The organism is Bacillus sp. FSL K6-1338 (assembly GCF_038006965.1).
In the GTDB taxonomy this organism is placed as follows: Bacteria; Bacillota; Bacilli; order Bacillales; family Bacillaceae_G; genus Bacillus_A; species Bacillus_A thuringiensis_S.
In genome coordinates, this window is record NZ_JBBOWI010000001.1 from 4,121,524 (window position 1) to 4,146,678 (window position 25,155).

The window sequence follows — 25,155 nt, forward strand, 5'->3', positions numbered from 1 at the left end:
ATTGTTTGTTCACAAAAGACGCACTACACAAATTTATTTGACTATTTAAACAGACTATACTCTTCATTTAAATTAGCGGGATTAAAAAAAGATAAGGGAAACCCCTTATCTTTTTTTATTGCTATATTTTCTCTTCACTTTGTCACGTTCTGTTGCAAGTTTACGTTTATAGTTTGGTTTTACTTTTTTCGGTTTTTTAATAACTTTTGTTGCCATAACATCAAGTTCGTCATTTGGTTTTTTACGGCTCTTACGACGACGACGCTCACCTAAATCCGCCCACTCATCTCCACGTAAATCTACATGTTTAAACTCGATATGACGTTGTTTTTCTAAGCTATCTAACGCTTCTTCGTTTGCTGGATCATAAATCGTCACTGCAATACCAGAATGCCCCGCACGTGCTGTTCTTCCAACGCGGTGAACGAAGAAATCTAAATCTGATGGTAGCTCATAGTTAATAACATGGCTAATCCCTTCAATATCAATACCACGTGCTGCTAAATCAGTCGCAACAATATATTGGAATTCAAGGTCACGAATTTGTTTCATCATTTTTTTACGATCACGTGGTGATAAATCCCCGTGAATTCGTCCAACTTTTAAGCCGCGTTCCATTAATCCATCAGCAACTTGATCCGCCATCTTTTTCGTATTCGTGAAAACAACTGCTAAATACGGTTTAAATTGAAGTAGCATTTTATTCACTAAATCAATTTTATTACGATGTTTAGAAGGCACTAAATAGTGTTCAATGTTTCCAGCTGCAACTTGTTTTGGATTGATATGAATATGCTCTGGATTCTCCATATATTTCTTCAGAAACGGTTTTAGTTTTTGAGGAATTGTTGCAGAGAAAACTAGCATTTGCAAGTTTTTAGGCATACGTGCTGCAATTTTATCTACATCATGAATAAATCCCATATCAAGCATTAAGTCTGCTTCATCGACAATAATCGTATTTGCTTTATGAACAAATAATGCTTGTTCTTCAACTAAGTCTTTAATACGCCCTGGTGTCCCAACTACGATATGAGGTTGTTTTTTCAACTTTTCAATTGAACGTTGTTTATCAGTTCCACCAATTAAACAACGCGCTGTAATCATTTGATCTTCCGCACAGAATTTTGTTAATTTCACAATCTCTTCGTAAATTTGTTGTGCTAACTCACGAGTAGGTGCTGTAATAACAAGTTGTACTTCTTCACGGCTTGCATTAATTCTGTTTAATGTAGGAAGTAAGTATGCATGTGTTTTCCCAGAACCTGTTTGGGATTGCCCAATTACACTTACACCTTTTTTCACGACCGGGAAAATTTTCTGCTGAATTCCTGTCGGCTCTGTAAAGCGTAGTTCACGAACTGCATCTATTAAAAATGGTTTAAAATCATACTGTGTAAAAGTTTTTTGTGTCATAAGTTACACCTTCTTTCTAAAATTTCTACTGCGCGCACAAATCAGTCAAGTCTACATTATATCGAAATCTACAAGTAAAATCCATCTTTAGTTTAGGTTTTCACTTCAAAAACTAACCTTCTTCCCTTTTATTGCATATTGTATGTGTATATACCTAACTGAAGAAAGGAGGATTTCTCACATGTTTCCGAAATCCCCTACAAGGCAAATGTATCCGAATCAAGGACAACAACCTTATACACCATATCCCATTCCACAACTACCACCAATGGCGCAAAAAAAGAAAGGTTTTCTTGCTAAGCTTTTTAAAAAACACGATCCAACCGAGCCTTTTATGCAAATGGTTCCGCCTTACCGACAAATGGAAGGCCCACCGATGATGCATCAGCAACCACCGCCGCAGCAATATCAGCAGCAATACCAGCAACAATATCCTCAGCAACATCCACAATATCAACCATACATGCAGCAACATCCTGAGCAAATGATACCGCCTCAAATGTATGAATCAAATGAAACGCGCGGCGGGGCAGCAACTACAGCTGCAGCAAGCAGTGGCATCGGCAGTTTTTTTTCGAATTTAATTTCGAATCCAACTAATATGATAAATAACATCGAAAAAGTATCCCAAGTCGTTCAATCTGTAGGTCCTGTCGTCGAACAGTACGGTCCTATTATGCGTAGTCTACCAAGCATTGTTAAAATCCTCACCTCTGGAAAAAGTACGGAAGAAAATCAAACGGAAAATGTAACAGAGCCAGTTGAGGTAAAAAATCCGCCTCCTACACCTCAAAAAAAGAAACGAAAACGAAAGAAAATAGTGATTGAACCTGTAATAGAAAAAGAGTTACCGAAAGAACCAGTTCAACAAACAGCAACAAAACCAAAACTATATGTGTAACAATCCTTTGTTTTCTATCCACTCCTCCTTTATAATGTAAAAGACTATGCACAAAAGTATCCCTTGTTTAGAAGGAGAGGATTACTCATATGAAAATTGTTAAAATTTCCCCTCGTGGTTATTGCTACGGTGTTGTCGATGCAATGGTAATTGCACGTAACGCCGCATTAGATAAATCATTGCCGAGACCCATTTATATTTTAGGTATGATTGTTCACAATAAACATGTTACAGACGCTTTTGAAGAAGATGGAATCATCACATTAGACGGTCCAAGTCGCTTAGAAATTTTAGATAAAATTGATTCTGGTACTGTTATTTTCACTGCACACGGTGTTTCTCCAGAAGTTAAACAACGTGCAAAAGAAAAAGGTTTAACAACAATCGATGCCACTTGTCCAGATGTTACCAAGACGCATGACCTTATCGAAGCTAAGAAAGCGGAAGGGTATCATGTCATTTATATCGGTAAAAAAAATCATCCAGAGCCAGAAGGCGCAGTCGGTATTGCACCTGACATCGTTCACCTTATCGAAAGAGCCGATGATTTAAAAACATTAGAAATCCCAACAGATAAAATTTTAGTAACGAATCAAACAACAATGAGTCAATGGGATGTTCAACATTTGATGGAGGACATTCAAAAAAAATTCCCAACAGCAGAATTCCATAAAGAAATTTGTTTAGCAACCCAAGTTCGCCAAGAAGCTGTCGCTAAACAAGCTGATGTTGCAGACTTAACAATTGTTGTTGGTGATCCGAAAAGTAACAATTCAAATCGCTTAGCACAAGTATCACAAGAAATCGCAGGTACAAAAGCATATCGAGTTGCTGATGTAAGCGAAATCCAATTAGAGTGGCTACAAGGTGTAGAAAACGTAGCTGTTACAGCAGGCGCTTCTACTCCAACTCCAATTACAAAAGAAGTTATCGCTTTCTTAGATCAATATGACCCAATGAATCCCGCTACATGGGAGAGAGTTCGAAAAGTACCGTTACAAAAAATATTACCTCGTGTAAAAGTGAAAAAAGAACAATAATAAAAACCGTTGCCTATATGAGCAACGGTTTTTATTTTTCTTATACAAATGTAAATGGATCTGTATGTAATTGCGAAGCATGAATGTGTACATTGAGTTTCTTTGCATCCACTTTTTCTTGTAATTGCTTTCGCACACCTTGCTTCATTACTTTTTCAACGTTATGTCCTGGGTCAACTATATTTAAACCGAGCATCATCGCATCATGAGCAACATGATAATACATGTCACCTGTTACATATACATCCGCTCCTTTAAATTTAGCTTGATTGATGTATTTGTTACCATCACCACCAAGTACAGCTACTTTGCGCACTTTATCATCTAATTTCCCAACAACTCGTGCACCCTTTACATCTAATGATTGCTTTACATGTTCTGCAAACTGTCCAAGTGTCATTTCTTCTTTTAAGTATCCTATTTTCCCAAGCCCTAATGTTTCGCCTTTGTTATCAAGTGGATACACATCATACGCTACTTCTTCATATGGATGTGCCGTTACCATCGCTTTAATCACTTTTCGTTGTAGTGAAACTGGAATAATCGTTTCGATTCGCACTTCTTCTACGCGCTCTAACTGTCCAGTTTCCCCTACATAAGGATTTGTCCCCTCTTGAGGTACAAACGTACCTGTACCCTCGCTACTAAACGTACAGTGGCTATAATTGCCGATATGACCAGCACCTGCGTCTCCTAATGCTTTTCGTACTTCTTCTGCATGAGTTACTGGCACAAACACAACAACTTTTTTCATTTCTTCCGCATATGTTGGTGCTAGAACTTCTGTATTTTGCAACCCTAACGCCTCAGCAAGTAAATCATTTACTCCGCCCTTGGCAACATCCACATTTGTATGCGCTGCATAAATGGCAATATCATTTTTAATACACGTTTCAATAATTCTTCCGTACGCTTTATCTGTATGAATCGCTTTTAACGGATTAAAAATTAAAGGATGATGCGCGATAATGACATTCGCTCCTAATTGAATCGCTTCCTCCACAACTTCCTTCGTTACATCTAACGCAATCAATACGTGTTGTACAGATTTATTAAGCGCTCCAATCTGCAGACCAATTTTATCTCCTTCCATCGCCAAATGCTTCGGATACATACTTTCAAATAAAGAAATAATTTCATGGCCGTTTGGAATTTTACTCATGATAAAATCTCCCCTATCATTTTCATTTTCGCTTCTACTTCTGCACGTTTCGCTTTTGTTTCTTCAGAATTAGCCGCACGTTCTAACTGTTTTAAAATATTTTGGAAGTTTTTCAATTCCCCTTCCCATTTCTCACCAAAAGCTTCATTTTTCTCTTTTATTAGAAATGGCCCCATAAACAATCCCGCTTGTTTATTTTCCGAGTAAGGTGCTTCGACATTTCCTCGCTCTCCTACTAAAATCTCGTAAATTTTCCCATCTTCTTTTACGATTTTTTCATGGATAAGCTCCCAACCATTTTCAACAAACCATTCACGAATATGATGTGCTGCAATATTCGGCTGTAAAATTAAACGTGTTACACCTTCTAATTTTTCTTTACCACTTTCTAAAATGTCACGAATTAACGCTCCGCCCATTCCAGCAACCGTAATAACATCTACTTCTCCTGGCGCGATAACAGCTAATCCATTCCCTTTACGTACATCTACTTTATCTTGTAAGCCACTTTCAGCTACAGTTGCTTGTGCAGAACGAAATGGTCCATCTACAACTTCTCCTGCAACTGCTTTTGTAGCAATATTATTTATAATTGTATAACACGGTAAATACGCATGATCCGATCCAATATCAGCAACTGTAGATCCTACTGGTATTTCACGCACAACTTCTTCTAATCGTTTTGAAAGCTTTACTTCATTCATGTATTTCCATTACTCCTTCTCTTGTCAGTCTGTCTCCATGATAATGAATTTATAGTAGTTGTTGCAAGCCCATAACAACAATTCACTTCTATATCATTCATCGTATTTTAGAAAATATAGAAAAACAAGCCCTTTGCATAAGCAAAAGGCTTGTCATACGGGACTTTATTTTTTCTTCGATAACCAATCAGCTACTTTAGTGGCTTGATCAGCTGGAACTATATTGGCAGGCATATTGCCCTTTCCTTTCGAAAGAATTTCTTTAATTTCATCCTTTGAAAGTTTCCCACCAATTTTTTGTAAGTTAGGTCCTACCGCCCCTTGTAACTGATCACCGTGGCAGCTCGTACAGCTTTGCTTCACAATATCCTCTGGTTTTGATGCTGTTTGTGCTGGCTTCCCGCCATTTTTTGCATCAGCTAACTCTTTAGATTTATTTAGCCCCTGAAATGAAAATACAAACATAACGATAATACCTAATGCTGCAATAAGAGCGAACGGAATCAGCGGATTACGTTTCATATCTCTTCTCCCCCCCTCTATACCCCTAAATAGTTAGATGATTCAGTCATTTCCATTGTACTTGAAAACGCTCTATCAGAAAAGAGTAAACTACTGCTTGTTAAAAATATTCCATAAATTCAGTTTATTGTTTTTTATTGTCATATAGCTTATTATTTCGATAATTATTAACGTTTCTCATCATATTTTTCGCTTTTCTACATATATTTTTGTGTAGAATAAACAAAATTAATCGAAAAATCGAAAAATGAGCATTTGCAAATCAAAAGACAATTCTGTAAAATAAATTACAAGAAATTGTAATCGTTGCCGATAGCTAAATTTTAACAAAAATTAACAAAATAAAAAAGTTTACTTCACAAAGGTGAAGTAAACTTAAAAAATAACCTATTCTAAGAAATCCTTAAGACGCTTACTACGACTTGGATGTCTTAATTTGCGAAGTGCTTTTGCTTCAATTTGACGGATACGCTCTCTCGTTACGCCGAATACTTTCCCAACTTCTTCAAGCGTACGAGTTCGTCCATCATCTAAACCGAAACGAAGACGCAGAACATTTTCTTCACGATCTGTTAGTGTATCTAACACATCTTCTAATTGTTCTTTTAGCAATTCATAGGCTGCATGGTCCGCAGGCGATGTTGCTTCTTGGTCTTCAATAAAGTCACCTAAATGGGAGTCATCTTCTTCACCAATTGGTGTTTCAAGAGAAACTGGCTCCTGTGCAATTTTTAAGATTTCACGTACTTTTTCTGGAGCAAGATCCATTTCTTCACCAATCTCTTCAGGAGACGGTTCGCGACCTAAATCTTGTAATAATTGACGTTGTACACGAATTAACTTATTAATCGTTTCAACCATATGAACTGGAATACGAATTGTTCGCGCTTGGTCTGCAATGGCACGTGTAATAGCTTGGCGAATCCACCAAGTTGCATACGTACTAAATTTGAAACCTTTACGATAATCGAACTTTTCAACAGCTTTAATTAGACCCATATTACCTTCTTGAATTAAGTCTAAGAAAAGCATACCACGGCCTACGTAGCGCTTTGCAATACTTACTACAAGACGTAAGTTTGCTTCTGCAAGACGACGTTTCGCTTCTTCATCGCCTTCTTCAATACGCGTTGCAAGTCGAATTTCTTCTTCTGCAGATAGTAAGTCTACACGACCAATTTCTTTTAAATACATACGAACAGGATCGTTGATTTTAACCCCAGGTGGTACACTTAAATCATTGAGGTCAAACTCTTCTTCTGTTTTTGTAATTTGGCGATTATTAGGGCCTTCTTCGTTGTCATTATCACCAACTAAGTCAATGCCTTGTTCACCTAAATATTCATAGTATTCATCCATTTGATCGGATTCAATTTCAAATCCATTCATGCGTTCTGCAATCTCTTCATATGTAAGAACGCCACGTTTTTTTCCGAGCTCAGTGAGTTGCTCTTTCACTTGCTCAAGGGTCATTTCAGTTTCAATTTGTTTAGAACGAGCTGGTTTGTCAGCCATCTGTTCCCCTCCTTACGCGAGATACAAACATTCATTATACTAAAACTTTATCAAAAAAGCTATTTTCTCGCTTTTTGATTTTGTAAATATGCTACATAATATTTAGCAGCCTCTACAGGATCTGTTTTTTCCATTTGTTTCACTTTAAAGATGATCTCCATCTTTTCAAGTTTTTCCTGATGGCGTCTAAGCGTCTCCAAATGGCCTTGCAACACTTCTTCTGTGTATTCTGGATTAATAAATTCATCCGTCGAAATATCAGTGATAATATTTTTCAACTTTTCATCAGAGAGCCAACTTAAAAATGTTCCGACTGAAGGTTCATTTCCCTTTTCATAATATGCGTATAGTTCATATAAAATCCCTTTATGTTCTTCTGTATGAAAATCTTCTATATGGGATTCCATACGAACAGCTACTTCTGCACTTTGCAACATATGGTAAATAATTTCTCTTTCCGCTCTTTCAAAACCTGTTAACTTCGGTTTTGTTTGAACGACTTGAGACGGTTTAGCAACCTGCTTTATTTGTTTTTGCTGTACCTTTTGTTCTTTGCGATATTGGTGCAATTGATTCAAAAGTGTTTCCATTGAATACGAAAATTCTTGCGATAATGACTTCAAATATGACTCTGCCTGCATCGCATCTTGTAACAACGATAACTCTTTTAAAACACTTTTCACATATTCTTCTTTGCCAGACTCATCTTGCAAATTTTTCCCTAAACGCAAATAATTTATTTTAAAACCAACAAAACTCACACTTGATTTCACAAGATTTTCAAAAGCGGTAGTCCCATATTGTTGCACATATTCATCAGGATCAAGCTTATCTGGCAAGGATGTGACTTTCACTTGGCAACCAACTTTTAGCAATAATTGCCCTGCTTTCATCGTCGCTTCTCGCCCTGCTTTATCACCATCATAGCAAAGAACAACAGTTTCAACGTTACGTCGCAGAAGTTTTGCTTGTTCTTCAGTTAAAGCCGTTCCCATTGTCGCAACGGCTTCTTCCACGCCACTTTTTACCGCAGCTAGTACATCGGCATATCCTTCAAAAAGAACCACTTGCCCACGCTTTCTAATAAACGGTCTTGCTTGGTGGAAGTTATACAACAATTTACTTTTGTGAAAAATTGGCGTTTCCGGGCTATTTAAATATTTTGGAGTGTCATCTCCTAACGCCCTTCCACTAAACGCTATCACCTTACCTTGTAACGTATAGATCGGGAACATAACTCTTCCACGGAAGCGATCGTAATGACTACCATCCTTCTCACTTCTTATTAGAAGGCCAGCTTGTTCCATACTAGACAGCGATAAACCTCTTTTTTGTAAAATTTTCGTCGCTGCATCCCAAGCAGGTGATGCATAACCAATTTCAAACTTCTCAATCATCTCTTTCGTAATACCACGGTTTAATAAATATGAAAGTGCTTCATTTCCCTCTTCCGTATTTACTAATAAATGATGATAATACTTTTTCAATAATTCATGAGCTTGTTGCATGATGACAGTGTCATCAGATATGTCTTCTTGTTGTCCTTGCCCTGATGTGTACTCTGCAACCGCAATTCCATTTCTTTCGCCTAGCTTTTGAACAGCCTCGGTAAAAGCCAGTCCTTCCATTTTCATTAGAAATGAAAATACATTTCCGCCTTCTCCACATCCGAAGCAATGAAAAATTTGCTTATCAGATGAAACAGAGAATGAAGGAGAATTCTCACCATGAAATGGACAAAGGCCGAAATAGTTACGCCCCTGTTTTCTAAGTTGAACGTATTCACCAATTACTTCTACAATATCGGATGATGTCCGAATCTGTTCAACAACTTCTTCGGGAATTCTGTTCCCCATAACTCCATCTCCGTGTCGTATTTTGTATTCGATATAAATTAAAAAATTCCTTTATAATTCGACAATATTTTTCTAAACTTGTTAGAAAGTGTTGCCGATTACATTGTATAAACGGTTTTGAACCTTTCCTATAGGTCCTTTATCTGCATAAATCGCAGATACATACCTGCTATATAAAATTGTATACATTTGCTCATCTGTTACAAATGTACCTCTTAGAAACAATACATATACACCTTTTTACAAGAAGAGTAGCAAGTCACATATACTGTTTGATCTTGAGATCTGTAGCTTTTTCATGTTGATCCATATAACAATCAACTCCATTTTGTTCAGTATCTACAAAGATCCAATTGCCTTGCTATTTCCTTAAAGGATGAGCATATGATGCGACAAACAAAATTCCGACATGAAATTCCGCTCCAACTTGCACAATTTCATTCTTCACGGGACATGCATCTATACCAACTAATATGTTGTTGATGTTTTGCATATTTCTGTATTCTACATCCCTTCTGTGAATCCTTCCATAATGTGCGTTTTCTTGTATAGATTTTGTCGATTTAACGTAATTACATGTCTTTTTCGTAAATCCTATCCCTAGTTTATTCTGAAAAATTAAAGTCTAAACGTAAAATATAGGTTTTTATCACAATTTTTTATTATAATATATTTTCTTCAACTACGCTACATATCCCTTTATTTTTTCATCTTACATTTCAGGATGACAAACTCACACCTTGAATATACTAAAAGACAAAGGAGTATAAGTATAACCATTACACTACAATCTATTACAAAATCCATAGATATCATATTTCACCAGAGCGAAAAAAGCACATTCACCTTTGGTAAATGTGCTAAAACATTTTTTGGTTTTGCACTGCATTCACAATAATATTTGCTGTTTCTTCAATCGCTTTATTGGATACATCGATTACTTGGCAATTTATTTTACTAATTACTTCCTCAAAGTGATCAATTTCTTCTTGAATACGATTAATATTTGCATACGTTGCTCCATCACTTAATCCAAGTGATTTTAATCGTTCTTTTCGAATATGATTTAACTTATCTGGCGTAATTTTCAAACCGAAACATTTTTCTTTTGCCACTTGATATAGTTCTTCAGGTGGGTCAACTTCTGGTACGAGTGGTACATTCGCAACTTTCAAGCGTTTGTTATGAGCTAAATATTGAGAAAGTGGTGTTTTTGATGTACGCGAAACACCAATCAACACGATATCTGCTTTTAAAATACCTCTTGCATCTCTGCCGTCATCATACTTCACAGCAAACTCAATCGCTTCAATTTTTTTAAAGTATTCTTCATCTAACCTACGGACAACACCCGGCTCATACCTCGGCACTTGCCCCGTAATTTCTTCAATTTGATCAATAAGAGGGCCGATAATATCGTATGCCTCTACCCCTTCTCTTGCAGCCTCCGTCACTAAATACTGGCGCATATCAGGCTTAACTAACGTAAAACATATAAGTGCTTGATTACTCTTAGCAATCGAAATCACTTCTTTTAATGTCCCTGTATCTTCTACATACGGTACACGTCTAATATCAGGAGCAAACGGGAATTGCCCCATTGCTGCTCGAACAACCAAATCAGCCGTTTCCCCTACAGAGTCAGATACGACATATACGATTTTATTATCCATTACATTACCTCACTTTAAACAAATTACACTTATTCGTTATTTACTAAATTTACAAACGCACGTGTAATATTTGTTTTTGTAATTCGCCCAATCACTTCTAAACCTTGTTTCGTATCTTTTACAACTGGCATTGCATCAATCTGTCTTTCTATTAATTCCATCGCAATATCATATAAAGAATCCTCTCTACGACACATCGCAATGTTTGGCATCCTTGTCATGATAATATTAACCGGAAGAGAGGTTAAATCCTGCTTTCCTAAGCTCGCTCTTAATAAATCTTTACGAGACACAACCCCAACTAATAGAGTCATCTGATCTACAACGAACAATGTACCAACGTCCTCTAAAAACATCGTACAAATTGCATCGTATACGGAAACATTTTTATCAATTACAACCGGTCTAGATTGATAATCTTGTACTTTAATTTTCTTAACAGCTTCAGATAATAGCTGTCCCCCAGTTTTACCCGTATAAAAATAACCTACACGTGGACGTGCTTCTAAATAACCAGCCATCGTTAAAATTGCTAAGTCTGGTCTTAGCGTCGCACGTGTTAGACCCAATTGCGCTGCAATTGATTCCCCTGTAATAGGACCGTGATCTTTTACAATCTGAATGATATGTTCTTGCCGTTTATTCAGCTCTATGATAATCACCACCTTTAATGCACAACGAAAAAAGTTATACTATCTCTTAAATATTATATACTAAATATGCTATTCGAAAAAGAAAGTATGTAAAAAGGACCGTATACGGCCCAAAATTATATTTGAAACTTATCAAGTTGTTCTAAGAAACGTCTTGATTTCAAATAAATTCCGCAATATTCATCATAATATGTATTCAATACTAAACGCATTTGTTTTTTTGTGCTATCCTTTACCGATACATTTCCGAGCCTATGTAAATCGAAATGGAAGAAAAGACGTAATAATTTATGAACAGCTTCTCCTACCGGTATACGATATGGGTCTTGCTCTGCATGACGTGAGCACAGAAAACCGCCTTCCCTGACGGAGAAGGCGACAAAGTCTGTTTCTTGATGACAAATCGCACATGTATCAAAGTACGGGCGCATCCCTAATACCGGAAGCATTTTCGTTTGATAAATTAATGATAATACTTCTGAATCAACACCCTCACACATATAATGCAACGTTTGATATAACATTTCAAATAAATACGGATTATGTTTTTTATCTTCTGTTGCTTTATCAGTTAACTCAACAATAAATGATGCATAAGCAGTTAAAAATATATCCTCGCGAATTTCTTTCATAGTTGAAATAATCTCGCCTTGTTGCAATGTTCCAAGCCCTGATCCCATTTGAATAAGAAAATGGCCATGTGTCATTAATTGCGACACAGATGCTAACCGGCTTTTCGGTTTTTTTGCCCCTCTTGCCATTGCACTTATCTTACCAAGTTCTCTTGAGAATATTGTAACAATCTTGTTCGTTTCTCCGTAATCTGTCGTACGGATAACGATGCCCTCAACTTTTTGAAACATGTTCGTCACCATCCAAGGTTTGAACAAAACGGGTCAAGAAATTGGAGAGTCTAGATGTGCTAGCTCCTCTTCATGTTGATCCATCTCATCGTTTACGTCTTTTTCCATTTCTTTCAAAAGCAAGTACGTTTCAATGCTTCCTGTTTTGGAGAAAAACTTCCAGGTAAAATCTAGCATAAGAATCCACCTTTCTCAATAAGCGTAGCCTATAAACCAATTTCCTTTGTTGTTATTAAATTGACCCATTTTGTCCATTTTCATGTGAGAAAAATTTTTCCTAATTTATCAAAGTTCATAAAAACCAATAATCAGCGGATGAACAAACCATCCACTGATTACAGCTTTACTATATTTTAATACTCGTCTTCACGGAAACCAAGGTCTCGAAGCTGTGACAGCTTGTTACGCCAATCTTTTTGCACTTTTACCCATACTTCTAAAAATACTTTAGAACCAAGTAGCGCTTCAATATCAAAACGAGCTCGCTTACCAACTTCTTTTAACATTTTCCCTTGTTTTCCGATGATGATTCCTTTTTGCGATGCACGTTCAACAACAATCGTTGCATTTATATAAACTGCGCCGCCCTCACGCTTTTGAATCGCATCGATAACAACAGCCACAGAATGCGGCACTTCTTCACGTGTTAAATGTAGTACTTTCTCACGAATAAGCTCCGCAATAATAAATCTCTCCGGATGATCCGTTACTTGATTATCTGGATAGTATTGTGGTCCTTCTGGTAAATACTTTTTAATTGTTCCAATTAAAGCATCCACATTATTACCGTCTAACGCAGAAATTGGTACAATCTCTGCAAACTCATGTAGTTTACGATATTGATCAATTAACTCTAGTAATTGTTCTGGATGAAGTTGGTCAATTTTATTAATTACTAAAAATACTGGTTGTTTCGTTTCTTTTAATTTCTCAATGATGAATTCCTCACCACGACCAAATCCTTCAACTGCATTGACCATAAACAGAACAATATCAACTTCTTTCAATGTCGTTTGAGCCATCTTTACCATGAAGTCGCCTAATTTATGTTTAGGTTTATGTATTCCTGGTGTATCAATGAAAATAACTTGTGAATCATTTTCTGTATATACACCTTGAATTTTATTACGAGTCGTTTGTGGCTTATCACTCATAATAGCAATTTTCTGGCCGATAATACGGTTTAAAAATGTAGATTTTCCAACATTCGGTCTGCCAATAATAGAGACAAAACCTGATTTATAACCTTTTCTATTCATGTAAATCCTCCGCTAAAAATGCTCCTGGTAACAATTCTCCGACTGTCGTCTCTTGAACGTCACCATGTAAATTTGATAAGTATACTTTCGTATCCTGTTTACATAATTCTACCATAACTTGTCGACATGCTCCACAAGGAGGTACTGGACGCTTTGTATCTGCTACAACCGCAATGGCTACAAATTCTTTATCCCCTTCAGAAACCGCCTTAAATAAAGCTGTTCTTTCAGCACAATTACATAAGCCATATGATGCATTCTCAACATTACATCCACGATATACTTTTCCATCGCTCGTTAATAATGCTGCACCTACTTGAAATTTAGAATATGGTACGTACGCTTGTTTACGCGCTTCGATTGCTTCTAAAATTAATTGTTTACTATTCATATTCCCGCATCCTTCCTGTTCACAGCTATGAAGAGATACACTCTCTCATTAAAGGCCCTTACGGCACTTCCAAAGCTTAATAAAAGCTTCGGAATGCAACTATACCATATACGGTAAAAAGATAATAGCACCAATTATAACAGCTATAATTACAAACAATAAAACCGCTCCTGCTGCAACATCCTTTGCAATTTTTGCAAACGGATGAATATCAGCAGTCGCTAAATCTACTGTTTTTTCTATAGCCGTATTTACCATTTCTAAACTCATTACACTCCCTATTACAATAAGTAATATCATCCACTCTATTTTCGTAATATGGAAATAAAAGCCGCAGCATATAACAATGACTGCGGCTAAATAATGAATTTTCATATTTCGTTCATGACGAAGACAAAAGAACATACCAGCTATAGCATATCCAAAACTATCTATAAGTTTTCCTTTTTTCATCGTCCTAATCCAAAAGCTTCTAAAATTTCTTTTTGTCTTCCGAACATTTCTTTTTCTTCTTCTTCTGTCATGTGATCATAACCAAGCAAATGTAAAAAGCCATGTAACGCCAAAAATCCAAGTTCACGATCGAAAGAATGGCCGTACTCTTCAGCCTGCTCTTTCGCCCTTGGAATAGAGATAATAAGATCACCTAACATGCGCGGCATCTCTGCACCAACAATCTCCATTTCCCCTTCTCCCATCTCTTCCATGGCAAAGGATATTACATCTGTAGGTTGATCTTTATCTCGGTAATCACGATTAATTTCTCTAATGCGCTCATTATCTACAAATGTCACCGATACCTCCGCGCCATCCTCGATATTTTCCATTTGAGCTGCCTTTTCTAACACTTCACGAATTAAACTCATATACGCTTCTTTTACTTCTTCTGTTTCATCAATAAAATCAATTAACAAACTCATTCTTTCTCCTTTTCTTCCGGAATTTCCGGATATGTAATACGCGAATGGAAAATACCATTTAACGTTTCACATAACGTTTTCCCAACGATTTGTAGTTCCTTAAACGTCAAATCACATTCACTAAATTGACCGTCTTGCAATCGATCTTTAATAATGCTTTGCACTAAATTATTAATTTGTTCTGGCGTTGGGTGATTCATAGAACGTACCGCAGCTTCTACACTATCAGCAATACCAACAATTGCCGATTCCTTCGAAGTTGCTTTTGAACCCGGATAACGGAACATCTCTTCTGTATATTTTTCTTTATCTTCTTTAATCGCTTTATAATAAAAATATTTCAGTAACGTTGTACCGTGATGTTGCCCAGCGATATCAATAATTTCTTGTGGAATATGATATTCTTCGAGCATTCTTACTCCATCCGTTACGTGAGCAATTATAATATCTTTACTCGTTACAGGATCTAATTTATCATGCGGGTTTTCAATCCCCATTTGGTTTTCAATAAAGAATTGTGGTTGTACTGTTTTTCCTACATCATGATAATATGCCCCTACACGCGCTAATACACCATTTGCCCCGACTGCTTCGCAAGCAGCTTCAGAAAGATTCGCTACCATTACACTATGATGATATGTCCCTGGCGCTTCTAACAAAATTCTGCGTAAAAGCGGATGATTTGGACTTGATAGTTCCATAAGCTTCATACTTGATACGATTCCAAGTCCACTTTCTAAATATGGTAAAATCCCCATAGCCAAAACGGATGATATAATCCCTGAAAGTGAAGCCATTAATAATTGCGTACCAATTTCAAGAGGCGAAAAATTCCCATTACGTAATAATAAGAGCGCCGCCAATACGACTACATTTAATACAGAAACGAGTATACCAGCTTGTAAAATCATTGTACGACGATTTTTTTCTCTCAAGAAAATACTAACCGATAATGAACTTAACAATACGTAAATCCCTACACTATAATTTAATGTACTCGTTACTCCTTCATTAAACATAATACTTCCGCATACAGAAAAAATCATACTCGTTAAAAAGACAAATCGATCACCAATCATTAATTTCACAAGTATTGTTCCCATCGCAACCGGGACAACATATGCAATCCCTGCATATTCAAGTTTTTGAAACAAACTAATGATTTTCATTAAAACGATTGTGATAGACAAAATTGTGATATACGCTAAAACATACGGTCTATCTTCTCTTTTTCTCTTTAAAAATAATTCAAATTGTTTATGCATAAAGTATAGTAACACACCAATGAGTACCGCTAATCCAACATAAGGTTGAAAACCGTTCCCTTTTTCTAACAAGCCAACTAATTTCAACTGATTATACACATCACTTGAAATTGTTTCACCTTCTCTAACGAGAACTTGTCCTTGAAGAATATAAACAGGTGGAACTAAATCTTCCTCTGCTTTTCTCTTCTCTTTCGTTAAGATCGGGTCATAAAAATAATTCGCTGAAATTGCATATCTTCCTAGCGCCTTAATTGACTCTTTTAAACCATTATCAACATTAACACTATTCATCTCACTTACATATCGTTCTTTCGCATCTTTCAATTCGTCCATTTTAATGTGCTCAGTCATGATACTATTAATCGCTGTGACCGCAGCATCTTTCGCTAATACTAATTGGCTCGAATCTGCATTAATCAAATTTAGTAAGTTTGAATCAGATAATTCTTTCGTTAAGTCAGCGGGTAGTTTCTTTTTTAACTTGTCCACTTTCTCAGCATCAGTCATCTTTTTTTGATCATCCGGTCCAACAGCTTTAATCTCTTGCACCACTTCATCCACTTTAGCAAAGACGTCATTCACAATATCAACTTTATTTTGTTTATACTCACTTTTATATGTATATTGATCTTCAACTTTTGTAGAGGCTTCTTTTTTCTTTTTATCCGTTGTAACTTTATCTTCAATTTTTATAGGAGAATGGATTGTCTTTTTCGCAATAGAATACATGTTAACATCTAATTGCTCTGGTTTTACATTATTCATAAGCGCAAAAAACAGCACTGCTCCTAATACAACGTAAGAAATCCAACTTAGTTTTTTCGAATGTTGTAAATTACGAAACCACTTAGAAATTTCTTGAGATCTTGACATGATTTCAATACCTTCTCCTCTCCAGAAATAAAGTGAAACTATTTATAGCTTTCATTTCTTCTACCCAACGATACTTTGAGGTAACATTTTATACACCAGTACCTATAGTTTATTTTCCTTATCTTTCATGATAGTAAAAAATATGCCGTTCGCCAACCTTATCATACAAAAAGAAATGATCCTGACAAATAGGATCATTCCATTTTATCATATGCCTCAATAATACGTTGCACCAATGGATGTCTGACAACGTCTGTTTGTTCTAATGTAATAAATGACAGACCTGATACACCAGATAAAATATTAGCAGCTATAGATAGCCCTGATTTTACCCCTTTTGGCAAGTCTACTTGTGAAGGGTCGCCTGTAATAACCATTTTAGAACTAAAACCTAATCTTGTTAAAAACATTTTTATTTGAGCACCCGTTGTATTTTGAGCCTCATCTAAAATAACAAATGAATCATCAAGCGTACGCCCCCTCATATAAGCAAGCGGCGCGATTTCAATTACTCCTCGTTCCATCATACGCTGCGTATATTCTTGTCCAAGAATATCATGTAAGGCATCATATAATGGGCGTAAGTATGGATCTACCTTCTCTTTCAAATCCCCTGGTAAAAAACCTAAATTTTCTCCAGCTTCTACAGCAGGTCTTGTTAGAATGATTTTCTTTACATATCCTTGTTTTAAAGCTCTCACAGCCATTACTACGGCTAAGTATGTTTTTCCAGTTCCTGCAGGCCCTATCCCAAAGACAATATCATTCTTCTTCATTGCATGAATATATCGTCTTTGCCCCATTGTTTTTACACGAATGGATTTACCTTTTGCAGTCTTGAAAATTTCTTCTTCATATAACTCTTCAAATTGAGCAACTTTCCCTTGTTGTGCGAGCTGAATTGCATACGCAACATCTCTCTCTGAAATTGATATACTTTTACGAATTACAACAAGTAATTGCTGTAAGATTTTTTCTACGAGTGTCACCGTTTCAACTGCCCCAGATACATGAACAGTTTCTCCTCTAGTTACGATCGATACATTCAGTTCTCGTTCAATTACTTTTAAATGCGCATCATTGACTCCAAAAAGAGCGATTGCTTCGTTAGTATTTTCCAATTGTTGGTTCATTTCTACTAATTGTTCTGCCATTACTCAGTCTCCTTGAATATCGGATTCGGATATTGGTTGTGGCTCTGCAATATTTTCAATCACAGTATAATGCAATGTGACTTTTAGTTGATCCGCCTCAACCTCTTTACTCAAAATCTTATCACTTACAATCATAGCATGTTCATCCAATTTTTTCTTTAGTTCTTTTTCGGCCATCTCTTTCGCTACTTTCAGCGCTTGCTTTTCTGTATATTCTCGGTTCGCTTCTTCCTCTTCTCTCACAACATCTTTTTCATATGCAATCGGCAGTGTAAAACCAAATAATTTCACATCATGCTTTACGCTTTCAGTACGAGAGCGTTTATACTTATCATGTTGAAATCCCCATATTTTTATTTTCGTACCCCCAAATTTAAGAAAATGTTCATTGTATACATTACCAGTATACACTTGGAATTGCGTCTTTAACGGGACATCCACCTTAGATGTATACCACGTTTCGCCATACACAATACCTTTCGCTGAAACAATCGTTGGACTTTCCTCATTACCATATATTCCCGATACGAGAATCTGCCCTTTTTCTACATGATCATTTTTCAGTACAACCGGCTTTCCAACTTCTACAAACGTTTTTGTAATAATCGCTTCTTTTTTTGCTACTAAATTTTGCGGCATTTGTTCCTTTTCTTTTTTCGGTTCGTTTTTTTCAACAATTTTAAAATGATACGTCGTTCCTCTTACTTCTAATCCCGCCCAAGTAATGGCATTAATATTATCTGTCAAATGGCGTTGTACATCTTCTACATTCGGCATTTGAAACTGCAGTTTTCCTTTTTTAATACCCATTTTATCCAATTCTTTCATCAATATATATTCTGTTTCAGGTTTTGCTCCTGTAATTTCAATTTTCCAAACCATATTGGACATTGCAATCACGCCAAAAAAGAAAATTAAAAACCCAATTAAAAATCCACTGTTTTTAATTAAACGCTTATTCCAAAAAGGAAAACCATAACGTCCAATAAAATATAATTTACATTCATTTTTTCTATAAATTGGTTTTATTTTTTTCACATCGCGTAACAACATACAAAAAACTAACGTTTCATCAGCTATCTTCTTAACATCCCAAACTAATAAATTCCTCCGTACACATTCATTAACAAACCGTTCCGCTCCTCTACCTTCAATTCGCACTTTTACATATCCAAGCCACTTTATAAACCATTTATTTTTCATTTACCACCTTCACTACCTTTCTAAAAGTAGATTTGAAGCATTAAAATAGCTCGTACTAAAATGAAACAAAGTAAAACTGTAATCGATCTCTATCAACGAAACTTTTACAGGATAAAGAAGAAAAACTTCACTAATGGAAGTTTCACTTCAATCACCTTTTTTTTCATTTTCTAAAAATGTTACTTGCTCAATTATCCCTTCGAGCAAAAGCTCTTCTGGAAGAATCGTTTTAATAACAAAGGATTGTCCTTTAATTAGTAATTGACCGTGTTTTAAAAGCAATCGCACTTCTTTATCTGAAAACACTAATAGTCCCCGATGATTTTCTATATAAATATGTATTTGCCCAACAAGAGTAATCCGAGGTAGATCCATTAATACATCCACTGGTAGGTCTACTTGTTTTGTTAACCAATTTTTCATTTGTTCTAATTTCTTCATCTCGAAAGACCCCCCTCTCATCCCATATATGTATTTCTTCACAAGTGCCTATCGTGTTATAACGACTTCACTAACATAACTATATTCTGTAAGAGTTCATATCATGTTAATAAAACAGTCGCTATATGAAATCATATTTATCGGGACAATGATGGATCAGAGGATGTGATCCTTAATAATAGAAGTATTAATACAAGAATATGCGCCCCTAGGGGATATCAGTACAAGTTGCATGAAGAAATTGAGCCTAGTGAGAAGTTAGAAACTTGAAAAACCCTGTTACAATTTGTTCTGGGCGTGACATACTGACCATAGAATAAGTAGTTGTCATTCATTAGACAAATGAAATAAAATTCGAAAAAGAAATTGCTCCACTCTAAATTTTACGTTGTAAGTAAGAATACTTTATAGGTAGTTGTTATATGAATTTCAAAAAATATTAGGATTTACTAAAAAACAAAAAAATGAATTAATAAGCGAGGAAATACGAAAGGAAATTGGATTTAGTCAAGAAATTTTGAATGTTATAAAACAAGTCACTGACAGTAGCATCTAGCCCTTCTATGCAACTGATTCAAAATCTAAAATAGCTGGAGTCTCTGTCGTTACCTTTGAAGATTATGCTGAACAGCAAGTTATAAAACTTCAATCTGAGCTTCAGCCCCCCATACTTAGCTTTTATTTGTGAAAGAAGTTTTAGTCAAGGAAGTAAGAGTAAGTGTAGCATTGGAAGTATACAAGGAAATGGCCAATTTGATATCCTTGCAATCCAACCAACAAATGGCGTTAATTACGAAGTTAGCAATAAAGATGTTATTTTTAAACTAAGAAAATGGAATGATCGCTATCCTTTTATCATAATCAGTGCAGATTATGACTGGGTTGATACCATTTTTAGCGTGTTACCTACAGACGCCGAAATGCAATCTTTCGCGCAAGAAATGTATGAATTTTGTCCAGATATAGTGGAACAAGGAACAGAAAGCATTGAGGAGTTAGTCGAAGAAATTAAGAAAACGAAAAAGCTTTTTTTATGGTGGGATTAATCATAACTAAGGCCGTTACCCTTTTTTACATACCAGAGGCGTTTCTATCACTTACAGAAACGCTTTTTAAGCAATATAGTGTTTTTCCTTAATAAGAACAATAAAAAAACGTCTCATACGAAATGAGACGTTTTTTTATGCTAATAGCTGGATAACCAACTTATTCACAAGTGATCCGTCTGTTTTACCTTTTACTTTCGGCATAACAGCAGTCATCACCTTACCCATATCTGCTTTAGAAGTCGCACCAACTTCAGAAATAACTTGTTTGATTACATCAACTAGTTCTTCTTCAGTTAATTGCTCTGGCAAATATGCGCTTAAAATCTGAATTTCACTTTGCAGTTTATTAACAAGGTCTTCACGACCAGCTTTTTTAAATTCAAGGAGGGAGTCCTTATACTGTTTTACTTCACGAGCTAAAACTGTTACTTCCTCTTCTTCAGTAAGAGTATGTTGCAGTTTAATACCTTCATTTTGTAAAGCAGCCTTAACCATACGAATAACGGTTAATTTTTCTTTTTGTTTATTCTTCATCGCTTGTTTCATATCATCGTTTAAACGACCGAGAAGACTCATAACTTACACCCTCTCTTAGAATTTACGCTTTCTTGCCGCTTCAGATTTCTTCTTACGTTTTACACTTGGTTTTTCATAAAACTCGCGCTTTCTTGCTTCAGCAAGTGTACCAGTTTTAGAAACCGATCTTTTAAAACGGCGAAGTGCATCCTCCAAAGACTCGTTTTTACGAACGACTGTTTTTGACATTCTCTTTCCCTCCCTCCGAAACATCACACTTACATACTAACTTCAGCATGCAAAAAGAAACACTTCTTCAGCATGTCTTTTACGATTATAATACATTTTATCACTTCAGGTCAACTATTTGGCAGAATAAAAGAAGAATAGAAGCATTTCCTTTTCAAAAGTTATACAAATATCTAGTATCCTTCTTTCATGAAGACAACTATATTTTTATCATTTCAACTTTTTTCATACAGGGATGCACGAAACGCCTCCCTACCTTCTAGTACTTAACCGCTTCAAATAAAGAAAGCATGCAAACCATTTCCGGTTGCACGCTCTTTTTTATGCGCTTGCTGATTCTTTTTTCACATCATCTTCAAGAACACGAACAAATTGCGCTTCGTTATATGGATAGCCAGCCTTCGTAATTTTCACTTTCACTAGCTTACCAATTAATTCTTCTGATCCTTCAAATACAATTTTCAAGTAGTTATCTGTATACCCTACATATAACCCTTCACGGTCGCCGTCTTTAAATTGCTCTTCTGGAATGATTTCAAGCACTTCACCTTCAAACGCTGATGCATATTCTTTCGCTAATTGATTAGATAGCTCAATTAAACGATGAACACGATCGTTCTTCACATCTTCAGGAACTTGATCTTCCATGCGTGCTGCAGGTGTTCCTGTACGTTTTGAATAAGGGAACACGTGTAACTCAGAGAAGCGGTTCTCTTTAATGAAATTGTATGTTTCCATGAATTCTTCTTCTGTTTCACCTGGGAAACCAACGATTACGTCAGATGTAATCGCAAGGCCTGGTAACGCTTCTTTCAAACGATCTAAACGCTCTTGGAAGAATTCCATCGTATATTTACGACGCATACGTTTTAATACAGTATTAGAACCAGATTGCAACGGAATATGCAAGTGACGTACAACTACTTCAGATTTATCTAACACTTCAATTACTTCATCTGAAATTTGACTCGCTTCAATAGAAGAAATACGAAGACGTTTTAATCCGCCTACTTCCGCTTCCATATCACGAAGTAATCCAGCTAAGTTATAATCTTTTATATCTTCGCCGTATCCACCTGTATGAATACCCGTTAATACGATTTCTTTATAGCCTGCATCCACTAATTGTTGTGCTTGTTTAATAACCTCTTTTCCATCACGAGAACGCATTAAACCACGCGCCCAAGGAATGATACAGAATGTACAGAAGTTATTGCAACCCTCTTGTATTTTTAAAGACGCACGTGTACGATCCGTGAAATAAGGTACATCAAGTTCTTCGTACACACGTGTTTTCATAATATTGCGGACAGCATTAATTGGTTGACGCTCTTTACGGAATTCTTCGATGTAACCTAACATCTTTTCACGATCCTGTGTACCAACTACAATATCTACACCTGGAATCGCCATAATTTCAGCTGGAGATGTTTGTGCATAACATCCCGTTACGCAAATAACTGCATCTGGATTTTGACGCACAGCACGTCTGATTACTTGACGGCTTTTTTTGTCCCCAGTATTCGTTACTGTACATGTGTTAATAACATAAACATCAGCTTTCTTTTCATATTCTGTTCTTTCATAACCACCTTGTTTAAACAATTGCCAAATGGCTTCTGTTTCATAGTGGTTTACTTTACAACCTAACGTATGGAACGCAACAGTTGACATTGATCATCACCCCATCAATTCAAAATGATACGAAGCAGCACTTAACGCGTATAACGGCGCCGTTTCTGTTCTTAAAATTCTTGGTCCTAAACTACATGGTACAAATTTATGTTCACGAAGCGCTGTAATCTCTTCCTCAGCTAAACCGCCTTCTGGGCCAAATACAATCAATAGCTTTTGACCTGGTTTCATTGTCGTTAAAGCTTTCGCAAAATTAGATTTCTCGCCTTGTTTTGCTTCCTCTTCGTAAGCAACAAGACAAACATCATACTCACCACTCATTTTAAGCAGTTGCTTAAATGATGCCGGAGCATGTACTTCCGGAATTTCACTTCTATGTGATTGTTCCGCAGCTTCTTTCACAATTTTTCTTAAACGCTCAACTTTTTTATCAGCTTTTTTCGCATCCCATTTTACGATAGAGCGAGATGCTTGAAATGGTAAGAATGCAGCTGCCCCAAGCTCAGTTCCTTTTTGAAAAATCAACTCTAGCTTGTCTCCTTTTGGCAGTCCACTTGCAATCGTCACGAAAACAGGAAGTTCACTTGACGCCTCTACCCATTCTACAATAGCCGTATTAATAAATTCACTGGTAATTTCATCAATTGAACATACTGCTGTTTTTCCGTTTACACAGCAATAAATTTGATCGCCAGCTGTCATACGCATTACTCTCGCAATGTGATGTACATCATCACCTACAATGCGAATTTTTGCTTCACTTACATGTTTTTCTTCTACAAAATAACGTTGCATATAATCACCTTAGTAGAGTTTCGTTCCTTTCGTAAGTCAACACTTACGAAAAGAACGAAACATTATCATTTTTCATATAACAAACGGCAAGTCCCTCACCTTATAGTGAGAGACTCCCCTTTTCATTATAGACTAAAATCTATATTACGCATTTCGTGCAATAATTGCTACCCAATCTTCCATTCGTAACACTTCTTCAATTGTAAATCCAGCTTGTTCTAACGCCTCAGAAATTACTTTTTCCTTCGCAGCAATAATGCCCGATGTAATAAATAATCCACCTGACTTCACAACTCTCGCTGCATCTTCAGGGAATAAAAGAATAATTTCTGCTAATAAGTTAGCTACGATTAAATCAACAGGACCTTCAATACCTTCTAAAAGACTATTTTGCCCAACAGACACGATATCATCTGTTTTATTTAAACGCACATTCATTTCTGCACTTTCAACTGCAACCGGATCTAAATCATATGCTTGAACAGAAGACGCACCTAATTTTGCCGCTGCAATACTAAGCACACCAGAACCTGTTCCTACATCAATGATAGCGTCACCTGGCTGTACTGTTTTTTCTAAAGCACGAATACACATCGTTGTTGTTGGATGAGTTCCTGTACCAAACGCCATACCTGGGTCTAATTCAATGATTTTTTCATCAGGAGAAGATGGTGTATATTCTTCCCACGTCGGTACGATTGTGAATGTATCAGAAATTTGTACTGGATGGTAATATTTTTTCCAAGCAGTAGCCCAATCTTCTTCATTGACTTCGTTAACGGTAATATTTCCAGTACCAATTTCAATGTCGTAAGATGGAAGCACATCAATAGATGATTTTACACCTGCAATCGTTTCATGTAAAGAATCCGTTTGCGGGAAATATGCTTTTATTAATACACCTTCCGCCGGATATTCATCTGGATTCAATGCATAAATTTCACCATATTGTTGCTCGCGCTCTTTCGTTAACTCCGCTGGATCCTCAATCGCAACTCCGCTAGCACCAGCTTCATGTAAAATATGAGAGACAGCTTCTACTGCTTCTTCTGTTGTATGAATACTAATTTCTGACCATTTCACAATTTACCAACTCC

At 36.3% G+C, this 25,155-nt stretch carries 26 protein-coding genes and 1 pseudogene; 3 read left to right on the top strand and 24 right to left on the bottom strand.

Going from position 1 to position 25,155, the window contains the following annotated elements; all coding sequences use genetic code 11:
- Positions 1 to 105: 105 nt before the first annotated feature.
- Entirely contained in the window at positions 106 to 1,416 is a 1,311-nt protein-coding gene (locus NZ044_RS21110) for a DEAD/DEAH box helicase (RefSeq protein WP_000192443.1), read from the bottom strand.
- 181 nt (positions 1,417 to 1,597) lie between these two features.
- On the opposite strand from NZ044_RS21110, the gene vrrA reads away from it, so the two are divergent.
- Both vrrA and NZ044_RS21120 read left to right on the top strand, forming a co-directional pair.
- Positions 1,598 to 2,317, top strand: a complete 720-nt coding sequence (gene vrrA, locus NZ044_RS21115) for a VrrA/YqfQ family protein (protein WP_074789178.1) — start codon at positions 1,598 to 1,600, stop codon at positions 2,315 to 2,317.
- An 89-nt stretch (positions 2,318 to 2,406) separates the two neighbouring features.
- Complete coding sequence (locus tag NZ044_RS21120; RefSeq protein WP_000706658.1) at positions 2,407 to 3,357, top strand: 4-hydroxy-3-methylbut-2-enyl diphosphate reductase; 951 nt, start codon at positions 2,407 to 2,409, stop codon at positions 3,355 to 3,357.
- 40 nt (positions 3,358 to 3,397) lie between these two features.
- Here the strand turns inward: NZ044_RS21120 and NZ044_RS21125 are convergent, their stop codons facing one another.
- From NZ044_RS21125 to yqfC, 18 genes are all read right to left on the bottom strand, one after another.
- Complete coding sequence (locus NZ044_RS21125; RefSeq protein WP_000036250.1) at positions 3,398 to 4,519, bottom strand: Nif3-like dinuclear metal center hexameric protein; 1,122 nt, start codon at positions 4,517 to 4,519, stop codon at positions 3,398 to 3,400.
- Positions 4,516 to 5,223: a tRNA (adenine(22)-N(1))-methyltransferase gene (locus NZ044_RS21130; RefSeq protein WP_001006546.1), complete on the bottom strand. Its 708-nt coding sequence runs from the start codon at positions 5,221 to 5,223 to the stop codon at positions 4,516 to 4,518. The genes NZ044_RS21125 and NZ044_RS21130 overlap by 4 nt, the downstream gene beginning before the upstream one ends.
- Positions 5,224 to 5,388: 165 nt before the next feature.
- A complete protein-coding gene (gene cccA, locus NZ044_RS21135; protein ID WP_000828142.1) occupies positions 5,389 to 5,745 on the bottom strand; it encodes a cytochrome c550 in 357 nt (118 codons plus the stop codon).
- A gap of 387 nt (positions 5,746 to 6,132) precedes the next feature.
- A complete protein-coding gene (rpoD, locus tag NZ044_RS21140) occupies positions 6,133 to 7,260 on the bottom strand; it encodes an RNA polymerase sigma factor RpoD (RefSeq protein WP_000764066.1) in 1,128 nt (375 codons plus the stop codon).
- A 59-nt stretch (positions 7,261 to 7,319) separates the two neighbouring features.
- Complete coding sequence (gene dnaG / locus NZ044_RS21145) at positions 7,320 to 9,116, bottom strand: DNA primase (protein ID WP_000528221.1); 1,797 nt, start codon at positions 9,114 to 9,116, stop codon at positions 7,320 to 7,322.
- 81 nt (positions 9,117 to 9,197) lie between these two features.
- Positions 9,198 to 9,341: a hypothetical protein gene (locus NZ044_RS21150; protein WP_000479749.1), complete on the bottom strand. Its 144-nt coding sequence runs from the start codon at positions 9,339 to 9,341 to the stop codon at positions 9,198 to 9,200.
- 635 nt (positions 9,342 to 9,976) lie between these two features.
- Positions 9,977 to 10,789 (bottom strand): pyruvate, water dikinase regulatory protein, encoded by an 813-nt coding sequence (locus tag NZ044_RS21155; protein ID WP_000368949.1) that lies wholly within the window; start codon positions 10,787 to 10,789, stop codon positions 9,977 to 9,979.
- Between the two features lie 29 nt (positions 10,790 to 10,818).
- Positions 10,819 to 11,451 carry a helix-turn-helix transcriptional regulator gene (locus NZ044_RS21160; protein WP_000583756.1) on the bottom strand — a complete coding sequence of 211 codons (633 nt, stop codon included), beginning with the start codon at positions 11,449 to 11,451 and terminating at the stop codon, positions 10,819 to 10,821.
- Between the two features lie 107 nt (positions 11,452 to 11,558).
- Positions 11,559 to 12,305 carry a DNA repair protein RecO gene (gene recO, locus NZ044_RS21165; RefSeq protein ID WP_000487007.1) on the bottom strand — a complete coding sequence of 249 codons (747 nt, stop codon included), beginning with the start codon at positions 12,303 to 12,305 and terminating at the stop codon, positions 11,559 to 11,561.
- A 33-nt stretch (positions 12,306 to 12,338) separates the two neighbouring features.
- On the bottom strand, positions 12,339 to 12,482 hold the full coding sequence (locus NZ044_RS21170) for a YqzL family protein (protein ID WP_000883924.1): 144 nt from the start codon (positions 12,480 to 12,482) through the stop codon (positions 12,339 to 12,341).
- A 176-nt stretch (positions 12,483 to 12,658) separates the two neighbouring features.
- Positions 12,659 to 13,564, bottom strand: coding sequence for a GTPase Era (gene era / locus NZ044_RS21175; RefSeq protein ID WP_001080236.1), 906 nt, complete (start codon positions 13,562 to 13,564; stop codon positions 12,659 to 12,661).
- Positions 13,557 to 13,955 (bottom strand): cytidine deaminase, encoded by a 399-nt coding sequence (locus NZ044_RS21180; protein ID WP_001086287.1) that lies wholly within the window; start codon positions 13,953 to 13,955, stop codon positions 13,557 to 13,559. Before NZ044_RS21180 ends, era begins: the two co-directional genes overlap by 8 nt.
- Before the next feature lie 99 nt (positions 13,956 to 14,054).
- Positions 14,055 to 14,408 carry a diacylglycerol kinase family protein gene (locus tag NZ044_RS21185; RefSeq protein WP_098505672.1) on the bottom strand — a complete coding sequence of 118 codons (354 nt, stop codon included), beginning with the start codon at positions 14,406 to 14,408 and terminating at the stop codon, positions 14,055 to 14,057.
- Entirely contained in the window at positions 14,405 to 14,875 is a 471-nt protein-coding gene (ybeY, locus tag NZ044_RS21190; RefSeq protein ID WP_000054680.1) for an rRNA maturation RNase YbeY, read from the bottom strand. Before ybeY ends, NZ044_RS21185 begins: the two co-directional genes overlap by 4 nt.
- Positions 14,872 to 17,016, bottom strand: coding sequence for an HD family phosphohydrolase (locus NZ044_RS21195; protein ID WP_000091515.1), 2,145 nt, complete (start codon positions 17,014 to 17,016; stop codon positions 14,872 to 14,874). Before NZ044_RS21195 ends, ybeY begins: the two co-directional genes overlap by 4 nt.
- 194 nt (positions 17,017 to 17,210) lie before the next feature.
- On the bottom strand, positions 17,211 to 18,170 hold the full coding sequence (locus NZ044_RS21200) for a PhoH family protein (RefSeq protein WP_000840522.1): 960 nt from the start codon (positions 18,168 to 18,170) through the stop codon (positions 17,211 to 17,213).
- A 3-nt stretch (positions 18,171 to 18,173) separates the two neighbouring features.
- A complete protein-coding gene (yqfD, locus tag NZ044_RS21205; protein WP_000792496.1) occupies positions 18,174 to 19,373 on the bottom strand; it encodes a sporulation protein YqfD in 1,200 nt (399 codons plus the stop codon).
- A gap of 147 nt (positions 19,374 to 19,520) precedes the next feature.
- On the bottom strand, positions 19,521 to 19,814 hold the full coding sequence (yqfC, locus tag NZ044_RS21210; protein ID WP_000732269.1) for a sporulation protein YqfC: 294 nt from the start codon (positions 19,812 to 19,814) through the stop codon (positions 19,521 to 19,523).
- Between the two features lie 415 nt (positions 19,815 to 20,229).
- Between yqfC and NZ044_RS21215 the strand changes: the two are divergent.
- A pseudogene (locus NZ044_RS21215) lies at positions 20,230 to 20,860 on the top strand (DUF4253 domain-containing protein).
- Between the two features lie 135 nt (positions 20,861 to 20,995).
- On the opposite strand, the gene NZ044_RS21220 reads toward NZ044_RS21215, so the two are convergent.
- The 5 genes from NZ044_RS21220 to prmA form a co-directional block, all read right to left on the bottom strand.
- Positions 20,996 to 21,439 carry a GatB/YqeY domain-containing protein gene (locus NZ044_RS21220; protein WP_000054582.1) on the bottom strand — a complete coding sequence of 148 codons (444 nt, stop codon included), beginning with the start codon at positions 21,437 to 21,439 and terminating at the stop codon, positions 20,996 to 20,998.
- A 15-nt stretch (positions 21,440 to 21,454) separates the two neighbouring features.
- Complete coding sequence (rpsU, locus tag NZ044_RS21225) at positions 21,455 to 21,628, bottom strand: 30S ribosomal protein S21 (protein ID WP_000048061.1); 174 nt, start codon at positions 21,626 to 21,628, stop codon at positions 21,455 to 21,457.
- 321 nt (positions 21,629 to 21,949) lie between these two features.
- Entirely contained in the window at positions 21,950 to 23,302 is a 1,353-nt protein-coding gene (gene mtaB, locus NZ044_RS21230; RefSeq protein ID WP_000108679.1) for a tRNA (N(6)-L-threonylcarbamoyladenosine(37)-C(2))-methylthiotransferase MtaB, read from the bottom strand.
- A 6-nt stretch (positions 23,303 to 23,308) separates the two neighbouring features.
- Positions 23,309 to 24,058, bottom strand: a complete 750-nt coding sequence (locus NZ044_RS21235) for a 16S rRNA (uracil(1498)-N(3))-methyltransferase (RefSeq protein ID WP_063675696.1) — start codon at positions 24,056 to 24,058, stop codon at positions 23,309 to 23,311.
- 144 nt (positions 24,059 to 24,202) lie between these two features.
- On the bottom strand, positions 24,203 to 25,141 hold the full coding sequence (gene prmA, locus NZ044_RS21240; RefSeq protein WP_000872098.1) for a 50S ribosomal protein L11 methyltransferase: 939 nt from the start codon (positions 25,139 to 25,141) through the stop codon (positions 24,203 to 24,205).
- Positions 25,142 to 25,155: the final 14 nt, after the last annotated feature.